Genomic DNA, 15,824 nt, shown 5'->3' with positions numbered 1-15,824 from the left:
TATACTGAACGGACTTCTAAGTAAGACATTTTTTGGATTACTCCACGGGTTGATTATATGGAATTACGACACTTACGCTACTTTATTACTGTCGCTGAAGAACTCAATTTCAGTAAAGCTGCGTTAAAACTTTATACTGCTCAACCTTCTTTAAGCCAACAAATTAAAGATCTTGAAGAAGATGTCGGCGTAAAACTGTTGCACCGTACTAAACGTAAAGTTGAGCTCACAGAAGAAGGTGCCGTATTTCTAGAACAAGCACGTTTGACACTAGCTCAAGCAGACAAGGCCGTAGCGATGGCACGTCAGGTTTCACAAGCCAAACAGCAGATGCTGCGCATTGGTTTTGTCCCTGTCGCAGAGATGAAAATCTTCCCTTATGTGCTGCCAAATTTACGTGTTCAGAACCCAGAACTCAAGATTGAATTACTCAGTTTAAATAACCGTGATCAGATGAAATTGCTGCAAAAAGGTGAACTGGACATCACTTTTACCCGCAATAACTTCCACAGCGACGAAATTGAAAGTCAGTTTGTACTGCGTGAACCGCTGATCTTTATTTTACCCAAAGATCACCCTTTAGCGAAGTACGAGCGCATTCCAGTTAAAGCATTGAATGGGATTGATTTTATCATTCCTGCACGTGAACAATCTGGCACGTTGCATGAAGCCATTTTGGACTTTGCTTCGACCCATGATATTCAATTTAATATCGTGCAAAAAGCCGACAATATCCTGTTTAACATTAACTCCATCGGCATGGGCTTAGGCTGCACGATCCTACCGGGATACATCGCGCCATTGACCATGAACAATACGGTGATTCGTCCTTTAGATGTCGAATTACCGTATCTAGACTTGTATGTAAGTTACCGAAAAACGGCGAGTTCTGTGGCTGTAGATAAATTCCTTGAACTGCTAACCAAAGTTTTTTATCTCGATATTAATCGCGAACAGCGTTAATTTTCGCCAAGTCATAATTTATAGATATAGCACCATTATTTTTAAAATGAATAATGGTGCTTTTTTTATGGCTAAAAAGTCGCTTTTTTAATCGTTTAAATGTTTTAATCGACGCATTTTATCTATCATGCATATCGACTTGATGGAAAATAACTTATAAATTTTAGTTTAGACATTGATAAAAATTGCTAAAAATTGCCGATTTACAACTTAAGTCTAATAAATAATTCCCCTTCCCCAACCATTCAGATGAGCTTATTTTATGCCTTTTTACTGATTTAGACCGTACACTGTCGACCCATTAATGAGAATAATACTCATTTAAAGTATTTCTTTCAAAAGATTTATATAAAAAAAAGGATGGCAAAACCATCCTTTTTTTGAATTTCATGTCAGTGACAAGAAATTACACACCACGCGCTTTTAAATAATCTTTAATCACGGTGTTGAATTCTTCTGCTTTTTCAACTTGTGACCAGTGACCACATTGGCTAAAGATATGCGCATCCGCATTTGGAACTGTGTTCAAAATATCCCACGTACGAGATACTGGAATCACCACGTCTTGTACACCGTGAATCAACAATACTGGCACAGTAATGTCTTTCATTTTTTCAAAGTCGAGTGGGAATTCGAAACGGTCACGGTCGCGTGCGCCAACAACATCCATCAAACGATTTGATGCATAGTCATTTGCAGCAGAAGCGAAACGTACTTTTACCAATTCGTCTGTGATCAAGTCTTTGTTTACAACAAACATAGACAAGGTTTTCTTGATGCCTTCTTCGGTTAATACAGGGTTTGCATGTGCTTTAAGTGCTGCAGTTTGTTTAGCACCGCCTGTACCCATAGACACGATACCCAATACACGTTCTGGATAGTCCAAAGCCATTTGGAATGCTAACCAGCCACCGAGTGAGTTACCCACTAACCAAGTTTTTTCAATACCTAGGGCATCTAACGTACGTACAGCGTGATCAACCCAAGCACGGATACCATAAGCAGTATTCGGTGCAACAACAGTTTGACCATAGCCAATCGTATCGATAGCGATACAACGAGCTTGTTCACCAATTTGTGGAAGGTTTAACCACCAGTTTGCCGCAGCAGATACACCTGTACCTGAACCGTGTAAAAATAGAATTGGTGTGCCTTCACCCACTTCGTGGTAATGCGTTAATTCGCCTTCAGCAGTTTCAATCCATTTATCTTCTAAACCAAAGAATGAATCAGTTGTATAGTCAGGAATCTGAACAGTGCTCATACATGCTCCTCGTATTGCGTAGAGCTTATGTTTCAATCCATAACGGATTTAAACACAAGGGGGACTCTTTTGGATTTTGTGGTTTTTACAGTCTCATATTACCTGTTCAGCCACTGCTAACTGATACATATTTACGATCATAAACAACAAATAGACTATAATTTAAGTTATTGTTTTTAAATACATAACTCAAAAATATATCCATAAAATCTTTGAGGTATTTCTTTTTTAAATAAACCAGCGAATAAAAAGGGAAGCAATGAATCCACTTCCCTCTTTTTTATCCTGAGAAATTAGAACTTATAGGTATAAGTTGTCGCGACACGGTACTCTTGCAAGTCAGATTTGTAATCGAAATCGGCATCGATATACATTGCCTGGAAGCCTAAGCCCTTCAACTTACCTTCAGGCACGGTGTAGTTCACGATTAAGTTAAGCTCATCAGATTTTTGATCTTTCAGGATGCCATTTGCAGTACCAATTTCTGCATCAGAACCTGTAAAGTAAACCGCTGTAGCATTTAGGCCTTTCGCACCAAGCTCTGCAAAGTCATAACCATACGTAAAGCCCCATGATTTTTCATTTTTTGCAGTAAATGTTGCTATACCCCAGTTGACTAAGTACGGCTGCGGCACCCATCCACCCAGTGTTGGGAATGCATTATCACCAAACATTTGTTGATAACCCAAACCAAAGGTATGCGAACCGTAATTCACTTTCGCACCAACCGATAACGCTTGGTTATCAATTTCGCCATATAGTTTGTCACCCGAATCCGAGTTATCGAAGTAACGGATATGGCTATCCAGTTTGGCTTTGTCACCTAACTTGGTTTTATAGTTCGCGCCGACATATTGCTGTGTGTAGATGTCTTGAACATCGGCATACCAGTAGCTACCACCAATTTCAGGTGTAAATTGATGGTCAATACCCGCAATATACATACCATCAGAAGTTGGCCCAAGATCATAATGACCTATGGTGCCATCTGGTAATCTTTTACCTGGAGCGAACATTGATAAATCACGGAATTGGTTGTCATAACGGTTATTGATCCCGTCAATGTATGCCAAAGTTAACTTGGTATCTTTAATCTCTTTCGATTCTAACCATGCACCGCTATAAGTCGTCATTAGCTGACGAGATGGATCGAAAACCAACACTGGAGACACTGGTAATAACTCACCCACTTTCAACTCAGTTTCAGATACTTTGGCTTTAAGGGTCACGCCCACTTTACCAAAGTTATCTTTTGATTCTTTACCATCGTGCGGCAAGATCCAGTCTGGGTTTTTATCACGTGCATTAAGTTTAAATGCATGTTGAACCAAAAGGTCAGCACCCACTTGAATACCTGCACCAATATCTTGATACCCTGACTTGGCATCCAAAGTCACACCCTGTGACCATGAACCCCAGTTACCCGCCGGATTTTCTTTAATTTGACGGTCTAAGTAGAAGTTTTTAAATTTCAATTGTACTTGGCTGTCGTCAACAAAGTCCGCATAAGTTGCAGATGTTCCTAATGTTGCTGTCGCAGCAAGAATTGCTATCCATAAATTTTGACGACGCATGGCTTATTTCCCAGTAATCAAATTAAGCTATGGCACCATCATGCTCAACAATACCTTGGAAAAAAATCCGACTACAGTATTAAGGTTTATCAGGCTTTTGTACAACTTGAACTTTGGAAGCTATTTCTGCTTATTTTCCTTAGAGATTAAAACAATAACTCTTTTTTATCATTTAGAACGACTGATTAAATTAACCCCATGTTTTATTAACGTAAAATTTAAAGTTTTTTATTTTTCGCAATTACATACGCTGTATTAATTGCTTTTAAGTTTAATCAAAGTTTTCTACTGAGATTTATCCTTATTTAAGTTATAAAATTTAGCTATCACATAATATTTAATTTATATAATCATCAACAGCTTAAAGTTAAATTTTACTACTATGGCTGCTCGAAATCAGCCATTGGTTCGTAAGACTTTTCTTATTTCAATCCGCTTTCTATGCATCAATTCAATCTCAACTAAAAACCAAGCCCATATAGTCAGTTGAGACATAAAAAAAGCGCCCATTTCGGGCGCTTTTTGATTTAAAGCAAATTAAGCATTGGCTTCTTTTGCTTTAGACATGGTCAATGCCAAATCTTCGATCATATCTTCTTGACCACCAACAGTACCACGACGACCAAGCTCAAGAAGAATTTCACGCGCAGAAACGCCATATTTCGCTTCAGCACGTTTCGCGAATAACAAGAATGATGAGTAAACACCGGCATAACCTAAAGTTGCTGCATCACGGTCAGCACGGATCTGATGTGTCATCATTGGTACAACCAATTCTTCAGCAACGTCCTGAACTTTGAACAAGTCTACGCCAGTGTCCATACCCATACGGTTCGCCACTGCAACAAATAGTTCTAGTGGTGTATTACCTGCGCCTGCACCTAGACCCGCAGATGCCAAGTCGACACGGATCGCACCCGCTTCAACAGCCGCAACAGAGTTTGCCACGCCCATACCTAAGTTATGGTGACCATGGAAACCGAGTTCAATCTCTGAACCCAAGTTTGCACGTAAGATACCTACACGGTCAGTCACATCTTGAGGAAGCATGTAACCTGCAGAGTCTGTTACATAAATACAGTTTGCACCGTAAGACACCATTTTTTGTGCTTCTTCAAGTAATTTTTCAGGTGTTGCCATGTGCGCCATCATCAGGAAGCCCACAGTGTCCATACCCAGTTTACGAGCAGCAGTAATGTGCTGTTCAGAAACGTCTGCTTCAGTAGAGTGAGTCGCTACACGAATAGTTGCTACACCTACATCATGTGCCATTTTCAGGTGATCAACCGTACCGATACCAGGAAGTAAAAGTGCAGATACTTTCGCTTGTTTCAGGTTTGGAATCACCGCTTTCAGGTATTCTTCATCAGTTGCAGCTGCGAAACCGTAGTTCACAGAGTTACCGCCAAGGCCGTCACCGTGTGTTACTTCAATCAGCGGTACACCGGCATCATCCAGAGCAGTTGCAATCGCAACCATTTGCTCAGGTGTAGTTTGATGGCGCATGGGATGCATACCATCACGTAAAGTCATATCATTAATAATAATCTTAGACATGAAGGTGCTCCTTAAGCTTCAACTGCATTTAAAACACGTTCTGCGAACATTTCTGCGGTACGTGCAGCTGCTGCAGTCATAATGTCGAGGTTACCTGCATATTTCGGCAGGAAGTCACCCAGACCTTCAACTTCAAGGAAGATCGATACGCGGTTGCCATCAAATACTGGACCATTCACCAGTTTGTAACCTGGTACGTATTTTTGAACTTCTTTGATCATCGCATGTACAGATTCAGTGATCGCTGCCTGATCTGGCTCACCTTCTACTAGACAGTGAACAGTATCACGCATCATCAGTGGTGGCTCAGCCGGGTTAATGATGATGATCGCTTTACCTTGTTTCGCACCACCGACTTTCTCAATTGCACCAGCAGTAGTACGTGTGAATTCGTCGATGTTTTTACGTGTACCCGGACCCACAGATTTTGTTGAAACTGTTGCAATGATTTCGCCATAGTTCACAGGCTGAACGCGAGAAATCGCTGCAACCATAGGAATCGTTGCCTGACCGCCACAAGTTACCATATTGACGTTTGGCACTTCACCTTGTTCAAGCAATGCTTCAAGGTTGACAGGTGGTACGCAGTAAGGACCAATTGCAGCAGGTGTTAAGTCAATCATTAACACGCCAAGTTCATTTAATTTGCGGCTGTTTTCAGCATGAACATAGGCAGAAGTTGCATCAAATGCGATTTTGATTTCGTCTTCAATTACGTGTGGAAGTAAACCATCTACGCCTTCAGCAGTGGTTTTTAAACCCATTTTAGCAGCGCGAGCCAAACCTTCAGACGTCGGGTCAATACCAACCATCCATACTGGTTCTAAAAATTCGCTGCGTTGAAGTTTGTAAAGCAAGTCAGTACCAATGTTCCCTGGACCGATCAATGCACATTTAATCTTTTTCATGAATGTGTACTCTTAAAAATTCCGTAAAACCCAAGCTTATTTCGCTGCAAATGCTGCAGTCACAGAACCAAAGCCTTCAATTTCAACTTTGAATTCATCACCAGGATTTGCCACAACCATTGGGCCTAAGGCACCGGTCAATACGATGTCACCTGCAAGCAATGGACGACCACGACGAACCATTTCGTCAGCCAACCACACTGCTGCATTTAATGGGTTAGAAAGACACGCTTTACCCACACCTTGTGAAACCACTTCTTCACCACGAGTCATGACCATTTTGCAATTTACAAGGTCAAGATCTGCAAGTTTTACAGGCTTAGAACCCAGTACAAAACCTGCTGAAGATGCGTTATCTGCCACAGTATCAATCAACGAGATTTTCCAGTTTTCGATACGGCTATCAACCACTTCAATAGCAGGCAGTGCATATTCAGTTGCACTAATAATGTCTGCATAGGTGTGTTTTTCTTTGGTCAAGTCTTGGTTAATCACCAAAGCAATTTCTGCTTCAACTTTTGGCTGAATCAATAAACCAGCAGGGATTTCTTCACCATCGCCATACGCCATGTCAGCAAACAACATACCGAAGTCAGGTTGATCAACACCTAACTGCGCTTGTACAACTTTTGAAGTTAAGCCAATTTTACGACCTACAAGGCGACGACCTTCTGCCACCGCACGTTTGGTATTCACTTCTTGAACGGCATAAGCAATATCTACATCAGCACTTTCACCACCAAGTTGTGGACGGATCGGTGCAATCGCAGCCTGATTTACTTCCGCATCGCGTAATGCTTGCGCAACTGATTCAACAACAGCAGAATTCGACATCAATGTTTCCTTAAACTGCAAAAATTGGATGCACAACGTGTTTCATCCCGATCACCATCAAAATCAAAGTGATGAAAGTCATGTCAGGATTCGCTTAACGCATTTCACTTGACATACTACACGTTATGTTTAGATGCATTTAGCATCGAGATTTTAGAAAGTGAATACCAATACTTATTTTATTTATGACTATAGCTATTAGCTATAAATTAATCATTATTTATTATTAATATTCAAAAACTTAAGTCAAAATAATTAAATAAAATTCACTATTTTTTTCGCCCTTAAATCTGAATCTCTACTAAAAAACTTGGCTTATACGACTAAAAGATAAGATTAAAAGATTATTTTAGCGTCAGGCCAACTTTTACGCATAGGTGTTCAATTTCATCTGATTTAGTTTAATAAATTGAAAATTTAAAAATAAATCAATAAACAACAATAAGATAAAACCAAAAATTCAAACAAAAAATCTATTCCAGCTTGTGGTAAAAGGCCAAATAGTTGCGCTCAACTTTTTAAGGTAAATTTGCTAGAAGACTGCTTGTTATTGTAGAAAAATCTAGTGTTATTACTTTTTTAAATAATTGAATTTACTCATTTCAACAAGTAGAGCTTGCGTTACTATTCATTTGGTAACAAAAAAGGTGAAAACAAATTTCACCCTTTTTACTCGTTTGTATCTAAAACTATACAGCTAGACGTAATTTCACGTGTTCTAGTAGAAATTCAGTCAAATCACCTACGCTATGTGCAATATGTAAGGGTTGAAAACACTGGAGTGTTTCTACAGTATGCACTCCATAGCTCACGCCTACACGTGGCATCTGAATATTGAGGGCCATTTCTAAATCATACGACGTATCACCAACCATAATGGCTTGATCGGCACGTAGTCCTGTTTCCGCCAAAATTTCTGCCAACATCAACGGATCTGGCTTAGATTTGGTTTCACTGGCTGCACGTGTCGCACGAAACAACTCATGACTTTGCGTTTGAGCCAAGACACGGTCTAGACCTTTACGACTTTTTCCTGTTGCAACAGCCAATTGTAGACCGGCATCGCGTAATTCCTGCAACATATCCGCGACACCATCAAACCACATATCCCCTTTGGAATGGGCCACATAGTGATCGGCATAACTTTGCAAAATGTCGCTGTGCAATTCAGGAACCGTCGGAAATAACCGCTGTGCGACTTCCGGCAGACCTAAACCAATAATACTTTTCGCATCAGCATCGGTCAGCGGCTGTGAATATTGATCTGCTGCAAATTTTAAACTCGCTACAATTTGACCCACAGAATCAAATAAAGTGCCATCCCAATCGAAAATGACTAGTTTTACAGCTGAGTTCATACGTTTTCCTAGATTTGATTCAGTGTTTGGTAATTCAGATTCTGGAGTGCATCAATTTATTTACCTCACCCCGGCCCTCTCCTTAAAGGAGAGGGAGAAAGAAAACTTACGAAGCAGTCCTGCTCAGGGAGAGAAGTCTCGTATTTAAAACTTACTCGTCATCTTCTGAAGACTTCACCACTTTGTCGGCTTTTTGCGCGCGTAGCTGCGCCACAAGGCTTTGCATATCTTCTGGCAATGGCGCTTCAATGGTTTGGTAACCCGGAATTTCTAAACGCATAGCATGTAGACATAAACGACGTGGCTTTGGACCACGGTATTCAGTTTCATGACCGTATTTTTCATCGCCCACCAATGGATGACCAATACTTAAACCATGTACACGGATCTGATGGGTACGGCCCGAAAGTGGCGACGCATACACCAATGTGGCATGCATAAAACGTTCTTTCACATTCCACAGTGTCTTCGACTCTTTACCTTCTTTAGGTGATACACGTACACGACGCTCGCCATTCGCCAATTCATAACGATGCAAAGGCTGATCAATCAGCTGTTTATCCAAACTCACCACGCCTTTCACCACAGCAGCGTAGGTTTTTTGGATTTTGTGCTCACGCAACATGTCTTGCAGGCTTTTTAACACGCTACGTTTTTTCGAAATCATCACCAAACCAGAAGTGTCGCGGTCAATTCGGTGAATCAGCTCTAGGTATTTCTTCCCTGTAGCGGCACGTAAACCTTCGATCAAGCCATACGCCACACCACTACCGCCGTGAACAGCAATACCAGAAGGTTTGTTTACCACCATTAAGCCTTCATCTTCATACACCACACGGCTCAGTAAGCTTTGCGCGACTTTGTCCGATACGGGAACCGCAGACTCATCTTTTTGCTCATAGCGAATTGGGGCAACACGGATTTGGTCACCAATATTGAGTTTGGTTTCTGCTTTGACACGTTTTTTATTGACGCGAACTTGGCTTTCACGAATCAGACGATAAATGCGACTTTTAGGCACACCTTTCAGACGACTAAACAGGAAATTATCAATACGTTGACCCGCCTGATGCTCGTCCACTTCAAACCAGGTGACGCTTTGCCATTCTTGCGTAGAATTCATACAGTTACTGTGACCTAAAAAAATACTAAAATTGATTAAAAACTGATCATTCAAGCTATACTTTTCGCAAGAAACATAAGCTTAGCCCATAGGCAGATGATGCAAGGTTTGATATAGTCAGCGCACGGAAACCACCGTAACTGAGTAAAAGTTGATTCATTTCAGTATTTACTGTCATTGAACTTTCAAGCAATTACTCATTTAGCTCGGAAAGGTCCCAAAAGAATTATGCCGACGCCGAAGGCTTATTATATCGGCAAAACTGCAAACTGTTGCGTTTAATTGTGCCGTAGGTACATAAAACAGTTTGCCCCAAAAAAATATGTGCCAACCAAGGTTGGTTTTTAAACGTAAACTGATACACATCAGACCAGTCGCTCCCTGGAAATCGTGTTCAGGCCACAACGTTTGATGCATTGGATCTGCACAGTTTGTAAAGGTACGATGATAATTCCGTATCAAGACGCTCTATCAGATATGAATGGATGCTCTTCGAGCAATGTGACAGTGAAAGTTACTCACATCCAATGCACCGTTTGTCCGCCAGTGAAACGCGTTCAGGTGACTTTAATCGTTTAAAAGATTGAAGCCGTATTGCCATCATCAATACGTGAATCAAAAACCGTTGCCCACCCAAAGAAGGTCGGTACACATGCACAGATGATGTTTTTCGATCTGTGCAACTTGATCCATGCTATCTGATGCTCGCTACGAGTCAGGCGATGTTCTTCTGTGTATCACTATTAGGTGTTACACCCATGAAACGTATGTTGATTAATGCAACACATGCCGAAGAAATTCGCGTTGCACTTGTCACTGGTCAGCGTCTTTACGATTTTGACTTAGAGAATCGTACCCGTGAACAAAAAAAATCGAATATCTATAAAGGTCATGTGACTCGCGTAGAGCCGTCTTTAGAAGCTGTATTTGTTGAATACGGTGCAGGTCGTCAAGGTTTCTTGTCGATGCGCGAAATCGCTAATTCTTATTACAAAGCAGATCCTCGCCAAACTTCAAACATCCGCGAATTGATCACTGAAGGCACTGAGCTTTTAGTTCAAGTGGAAAAAGAAGAACGTGGTAATAAAGGTGCTGCCCTTTCTACATTTATCTCACTTGCTGGTCGTTATTTGGTTTTGATGCCAAACAACCCGAAAGGTGGCGGTATTAGCCGTCAAATTTCAGGTTCAGTTCGTGAAGAATTGAAAGAAATGTTGGCGTCTTTAAATGTCCCTCGTGGCATGAGCGTGATTGTACGTACTGCTGGTATTGGTCGTTCTCAAGAAGAACTCCAACTTGACCTTCAACACTTGCTTGACCTTTGGGCACAAATCCAAAGCACATCAAGTTCAGGTCCATCACCAATGTTGGTTCACCAAGAAGCCGGTGTGGTTACACGTGCGATCCGTGACTATTTACGTGATGATGTTGCTGAAATTCTGATTGACTCTGAGCAAGCGTATAACGAAGCCTATAACTTTGTTAAAGCGGTGATGCCACGTCAAATCGACAAATTAAAAACCTATACTTTAAATGAACCGTTATTTGCTCATTTTGGTATCGAAAGTCAAATCCAAACGGCCTATGAACGTGAAGTAAAACTTCCTTCTGGTGGTTCAATTGTGATTGACCAAACTGAAGCATTGGTTTCAATTGATATTAACTCTGCAAAATCAACACGTGGTAGCGATGTAGAAGATACAGCGCTAAATACCAACCTTGAAGCTGCAGAAGAAATTGCTCGCCAATTACGTTTACGTGATATCGGTGGTTTAGTTGTGATCGACTTCATCGACATGACCAAAGACCGTAACCAACGTATGGTTGAAGCTAAACTTCGTGAAGCAACACAAAGCGACCGTGCACGTATCCAATTCGGTCAATTGTCACGCTTTGGTTTGATGGAAATGAGCCGTCAACGCTTACGTCCATCGCTTGAAGAAGCCACAGGTTATGTGTGCCCACGCTGTCATGGTACAGGTATGGTACGTGACCTACGCTCTTTATCACTTTCAATTATGCGTAAAGTGGAAGAAATTGCGCTACGCGAACGTCATGGTGAAGTTCAAGTTGAAGTGCCTGTTGAAATTGCTGCATTCCTATTGAATGAAAAGCGTCACAGCCTTGTATATCTTGAGCAAACTTCAAATGTTCGTGTGACCGTACTTCCACACCCTCACCTTGAAACACCACATTACGAAATTTCGTATAACCCTGAAGGTTTTGCACCGACAAGCTATGAACGCACTGAAGCAACACGTTCTAGTGAAAAAGAATTGGGTTACGAAGCATCTGAGTGGCATTTAGGTGAAGAACAGGCCGCTGCTGCTCAGCAACAAGCACCTGTACAACAACAAGAAAAAGGCCACAAAAAGAATAAGCAACAACCTGTTGCTGCTCAACAAGCACCTGCACAAGTTGCAGCTCCTGCTGCATCATCTAGTCCATGTGCATGGTTAGAAAACTTATTTGTTCAAAAACAAGCTGCAACCGTTGACCAGTCTCGCACTGCAAACAATGCTGCTGCTGCAATTGAACAAATGGTGAATGGCGGTGCTGCAAGCCGTGGCCAGTTTGGTCAAATTACCCCTGCATCGGCAGCGCCTGCTGTTGTCGCAGATAATAATGCTTACCTTGCACCTTCTACTGTTGTGCATAAACAAGAACGTGACAGCCATTCAGAAAAAGCTGAACGTGAAGAAAAACGTCACAATAAAAAGCGTACTAAGCATAAAGAACCACGTGAACAAGAAGCTCAACTGCATCAAGTTCATGAAGAAGTGTTACAACCTTCACGTCAAGACCGTCAAGAACAGCGTAATAACGAAGCACGTCAAAACGAACGCCAAGAGCAACGTTCTGAACGTCAAGAACCGCGCCAAGACAACCGTCAAGACCAACGTGAAAACCGTCGTAACTCACGCCGTCAACACAACAACGAACAAGTGCAGCAAGATGTTCAAAACAATGAACAACCGCAGTCTGTTCCGCGTCGCGACCGCAACAACCAACAACGTCCAAATCGCCCAAATCGCCACCGCGATCAAAGCGTATTGAACGAGCAAGCGATTGCTCAGGAAGTTGCAGCTGAGCAACAACCTGAAAACCGCAATCAACGTCAACCTAAAGTTGAAGTTGTTGATGCACCACGTCAAGACGTGATGCCAACAGTACTTGTGGTGAATGTTGATCAAGCTCAAAGCGAAATCGTAGCACTAAATACTGCTCCAGCAGTTGAAAAAACTATAGAAACCCCAGTTGTCGAAAAGGCCGCTGTCGTTGAAGCAGCAAAAGTGGAAAAACCTGCGACTGAAACAAAAGAAGCAGCGCATAAACCACAGCATGCACAGCAAAAACCGTCTCGTGCAAGCAATGACCCACGTCAACGCCGCCGCGAACAGCGTGAAGCTCGCGCTCAACAAGCACAGGCTCCGAAAATTGCGCCATCTCAAGTGCCGACACTAAGTCAATACACTGTAAGCAGCTTGATTAAGCATGTATACGGTGAAGACTGCTCTGTACTGATTGAGCAATTTGGCTTAATTCCAACATTCAACCGTGCATTGCAAAAATTCACGGAAGAATATGCCGCGACTTTGACTACACCCGCAGCTGAAGCAGCTGTAGAGAAAAAGCCTGTCACTCGTGATGTTCAAGTTGCAAAAGCTGCACCTGAAGCTGAACCAGCGCCAATGTTGGATTTGACACCACCAAAGCCTGTGTCAGATAAACGTGTTGCTAATGACCCACGCGAGCGTCGTCGCCTTGCTAAACTTGCCGCTGAACAAGCGAAACACGACCAAGCAAAAGCACATGCTGAGGTGGAAGCTACGCCTGTCGCAGACACTGCTGTTGAGGCGCCTGTAGTTGCAGAAGCTAAAGCTGCTACAGTTGAAGCCAATGTATCCGACGTTGCAGTTCAAACTGAAGCACCTGTGCCCGCTCAAGCTGAAGTACCGACACCCGTTCAAGCTGAACTGGATGTGAGTGCGCAGCCTGAAAAGACGGAAGAAGTGTCTGAAGCTCCTACTAAACCAGTAGAAGAAAAAGCTCAAGCCGTTGAAGCGGAACAAAAAGTTGAGGTTCCTGTAGACGAGAACTCGGCCGCTGAAGGTGAAAAACCTGCACGCCCTCGTCGTCCTCGCGGTCGTCCACCGAAAAAAGCAAACACCGCAACTGAGCAGTAATTTGCTATTTTGCAGGTGAATAAAAAAATCCAGTCATTTCGGTGACTGGTTTTTTTTTGATACTTTTGTCAAATTAGGTTGATTGCACTAGATCGAAACGATTAAAAGACAATTGTAGAATTTGCTGCAAATTTCATTGCAAAGAAATAGACCGTATCGGATTACGAAAAATAAATAGGATTCACATGAGCCAAACTACACAACACGACCTTATTGGGATTGCTGATGTTGCAGCAAAAATTCCCGCGTTCATTAGCAAAGTACCCAACCTGTTGAGTGGTCTAAAGCAAGCCTATTTACGTACCCCAAATACTTCCGCAGGCTTAGGAATTGCATTTGAAAAAGCCGTAAAGCGTAATCCCAAAGGTTATGCACTTTATTTTGAAGAGCAAAAATATACCTATAACGAATTAAATGAATGGGCCAATCAAATTGGTCACTATTACCTAGCACTCGGTGCAAAAAAAGGTGATGTGATTGCAGTGATGATCGAGAACCGATCTGAACTCGTGGCAACTATCGTGGCATTAGCCAAAATTGGCGTCACTAGTGCCTTGGTCAACACCTCACAAGTCGGCAAAGTCCTGACACACAGTATCAACTTAGTAAACCCAATTGCGGTAATTGTGGGCGAAGAATGCTGTCAAGCCGTAGAAGAGATTCGTAATGATCTCAGTGTGGCTGCAGATCGTTTACATTGGTTCGCAGATCAGGCCACCCGTGTAGATGCCGGTCAAGCACCTAAAGGCTTCTTAAATCTTGCAGAAGCGATTGATGAATTTCCAAAATTCAACACGCCAACCACTGCAAGCGTAAAAGGCAAAGACGGCCTATTTTATATCTACACCTCTGGGACAACAGGCTTACCTAAAGCGGTGATTTTCACCAACAGCCGTTGGACTTTGGCTTATGGAACATATGGTCACGTCCTCAATTTGAACAAAGATGATGTGATGTATGTGACCTTGCCGCTCTATCATGCTACAGGTACTGTGGTTTGTTGGTGTGGGGTGATTGCAGGTAGTGCTACCCTTGCCCTGCGCCGCAAGTTCTCGACCTCTTCATTTTGGAAAGATGTACAAAAATTTGATGCATCAGCCATTGGCTATGTGGGCGAACTTTGCCGCTATTTGATGGATGCTCCACATTCAGACCTTGAAAAAGGCCATCGTGTGAAAAAAATGATTGGTAACGGCATGCGACCAAACATTTGGGATAAGTTTAAAGAACGCTTTGGGGTCGAAGAAGTCCTTGAACTCTATGCATCAAGTGAAGGCAACGTCGGCTTTAGTAATGTGTTTAACTTCGATAACACTGTTGGTTTTTCACCAACGCCTTATGCCATTATTCAGTTTGATAAAGAAAAAAATGAAGCTGTACATGATGCTAAAGGTCGCTGCATTAAAGTGAAAAAAGGCGAAGTCGGCTTACTCATCGGTAAAATTACCCGTCGCTCACCTTTCGATGGCTATACCGACACGGAAAAAAACAAATCCGTCATTATGAAAGATGTGTTCAAGCATGGTGATTCATACTTCAATACTGGCGACTTGGTCCGTGACATTGGCTTCCGACATGCTCAATTTGTCGACCGTCTAGGCGATACCTTCCGCTGGAAAGGTGAAAACGTCTCAACCACTGAAGTTGAAAACATGGTGAGTGAGTACGATAAAATTGCTGAAGCTGTGGTTTATGGCGTAGAAATTCCAGATACCAATGGCCGTGCAGGTATGGCTGCCATCACACTCACCGATGGTGCCGAACTCAACGAACAAGATTGTAGTGAAATGGTTCTGCAATTTAAAAAATGCTTACCAACGTATGCTGTACCGGTATTTTTACGTGTACAGAAAAAAGTCGAAACCACAGGTACGTTTAAATACCAAAAAAACAAGCTGAAAGAACAAGCCTTTGATCCTAAGCAAACAGATGAGCGAATCTTGGTTTTACTGCCGAATGCGAGCGCTTATTGTGACTTGACCCCTGAAATTTATAACAATATTCAGGCCTATCAATACCGTTTCTAAATCAAACTTGCTCATTTTGACGACAATCA

Annotated in this window: 10 protein-coding genes and 1 pseudogene; 3 read left to right on the top strand and 8 right to left on the bottom strand. The window is 42.1% G+C overall.

From position 1 onward, the window contains the following. Positions 1–57: 57 nt before the first annotated feature. Positions 58–963, top strand: coding sequence for a DNA-binding transcriptional regulator HcaR (hcaR, locus tag FTU65_RS01700; protein ID WP_180002937.1), 906 nt, complete (start codon positions 58–60; stop codon positions 961–963). A gap of 406 nt (positions 964–1,369) precedes the next feature. Here the strand turns inward: hcaR and FTU65_RS01695 are convergent, their stop codons facing one another. The 8 genes and pseudogenes from FTU65_RS01695 to FTU65_RS16510 form a co-directional block, all read right to left on the bottom strand. After that, positions 1,370–2,227, bottom strand: coding sequence for an alpha/beta fold hydrolase (locus tag FTU65_RS01695; RefSeq protein ID WP_168377928.1), 858 nt, complete (start codon positions 2,225–2,227; stop codon positions 1,370–1,372). Between the two features lie 293 nt (positions 2,228–2,520). Then, on the bottom strand, positions 2,521–3,801 hold the full coding sequence (locus FTU65_RS01690; RefSeq protein ID WP_180066250.1) for an OprD family outer membrane porin: 1,281 nt from the start codon (positions 3,799–3,801) through the stop codon (positions 2,521–2,523). A gap of 537 nt (positions 3,802–4,338) precedes the next feature. Next, positions 4,339–5,358, bottom strand: coding sequence for a 4-hydroxy-2-oxovalerate aldolase (gene dmpG / locus FTU65_RS01685; protein ID WP_180066247.1), 1,020 nt, complete (start codon positions 5,356–5,358; stop codon positions 4,339–4,341). Between the two features lie 11 nt (positions 5,359–5,369). Further along, positions 5,370–6,266 (bottom strand): acetaldehyde dehydrogenase (acetylating), encoded by an 897-nt coding sequence (locus tag FTU65_RS01680; RefSeq protein ID WP_180066245.1) that lies wholly within the window; start codon positions 6,264–6,266, stop codon positions 5,370–5,372. 36 nt (positions 6,267–6,302) lie between these two features. After that, a complete protein-coding gene (mhpD, locus tag FTU65_RS01675; protein ID WP_078189749.1) occupies positions 6,303–7,100 on the bottom strand; it encodes a 2-keto-4-pentenoate hydratase in 798 nt (265 codons plus the stop codon). 689 nt (positions 7,101–7,789) lie between these two features. After that, the gene (locus tag FTU65_RS01670; RefSeq protein ID WP_111884106.1) at positions 7,790–8,458 is read right to left on the bottom strand and encodes an HAD-IA family hydrolase; all 669 of its coding nucleotides are present in this window, start codon (positions 8,456–8,458) and stop codon (positions 7,790–7,792) included. A gap of 151 nt (positions 8,459–8,609) precedes the next feature. Beyond that, a complete protein-coding gene (locus FTU65_RS01665) occupies positions 8,610–9,581 on the bottom strand; it encodes an RluA family pseudouridine synthase (protein ID WP_180021156.1) in 972 nt (323 codons plus the stop codon). Positions 9,582–9,636: 55 nt separating this feature from the next. Then, positions 9,637–9,945 (bottom strand): annotated as a pseudogene (locus FTU65_RS16510) (hypothetical protein). Between the two features lie 394 nt (positions 9,946–10,339). Between FTU65_RS16510 and FTU65_RS01660 the strand changes: the two are divergent. Continuing rightward, the gene (locus tag FTU65_RS01660) at positions 10,340–13,768 is read left to right on the top strand and encodes an Rne/Rng family ribonuclease (protein ID WP_180066242.1); all 3,429 of its coding nucleotides are present in this window, start codon (positions 10,340–10,342) and stop codon (positions 13,766–13,768) included. 185 nt (positions 13,769–13,953) lie between these two features. Next, positions 13,954–15,795, top strand: a complete 1,842-nt coding sequence (locus tag FTU65_RS01655) for a long-chain-acyl-CoA synthetase (protein ID WP_180066239.1) — start codon at positions 13,954–13,956, stop codon at positions 15,793–15,795. Positions 15,796–15,824: the final 29 nt, after the last annotated feature.

It is taken from the genome of Acinetobacter sp. YH12129 (genome assembly GCF_013418685.1).
GTDB lineage: Bacteria > Pseudomonadota > Gammaproteobacteria > Pseudomonadales > Moraxellaceae > Acinetobacter > Acinetobacter amyesii.
Note: the sequence above shows the minus strand (reverse complement) of the source record. Positions and strands in the feature narration are given on the sequence as shown.

Excerpts from the sequence above, each read along its gene's own strand:
- hcaR (WP_180002937.1), top strand. The coding sequence starts at position 58 with ATGGAATTACGACACTTACGCTACTTTATTACTGTCGCTGAAGAACTC.
- FTU65_RS01695 (WP_168377928.1), bottom strand. The coding sequence starts at position 2,227 with ATGAGCACTGTTCAGATTCCTGACTATACAACTGATTCATTCTTTGGT.
- FTU65_RS01690 (WP_180066250.1), bottom strand. The coding sequence starts at position 3,801 with ATGCGTCGTCAAAATTTATGGATAGCAATTCTTGCTGCGACAGCAACA.
- dmpG (WP_180066247.1), bottom strand. The coding sequence starts at position 5,358 with ATGTCTAAGATTATTATTAATGATATGACTTTACGTGATGGTATGCAT.
- FTU65_RS01680 (WP_180066245.1), bottom strand. The coding sequence starts at position 6,266 with ATGAAAAAGATTAAATGTGCATTGATCGGTCCAGGGAACATTGGTACT.
- mhpD (WP_078189749.1), bottom strand. The coding sequence starts at position 7,100 with ATGTCGAATTCTGCTGTTGTTGAATCAGTTGCGCAAGCATTACGCGAT.
- FTU65_RS01670 (WP_111884106.1), bottom strand. The coding sequence starts at position 8,458 with ATGAACTCAGCTGTAAAACTAGTCATTTTCGATTGGGATGGCACTTTA.
- FTU65_RS01665 (WP_180021156.1), bottom strand. The coding sequence starts at position 9,581 with ATGAATTCTACGCAAGAATGGCAAAGCGTCACCTGGTTTGAAGTGGAC.
- FTU65_RS01660 (WP_180066242.1), top strand. The coding sequence starts at position 10,340 with ATGAAACGTATGTTGATTAATGCAACACATGCCGAAGAAATTCGCGTT.
- FTU65_RS01655 (WP_180066239.1), top strand. The coding sequence starts at position 13,954 with ATGAGCCAAACTACACAACACGACCTTATTGGGATTGCTGATGTTGCA.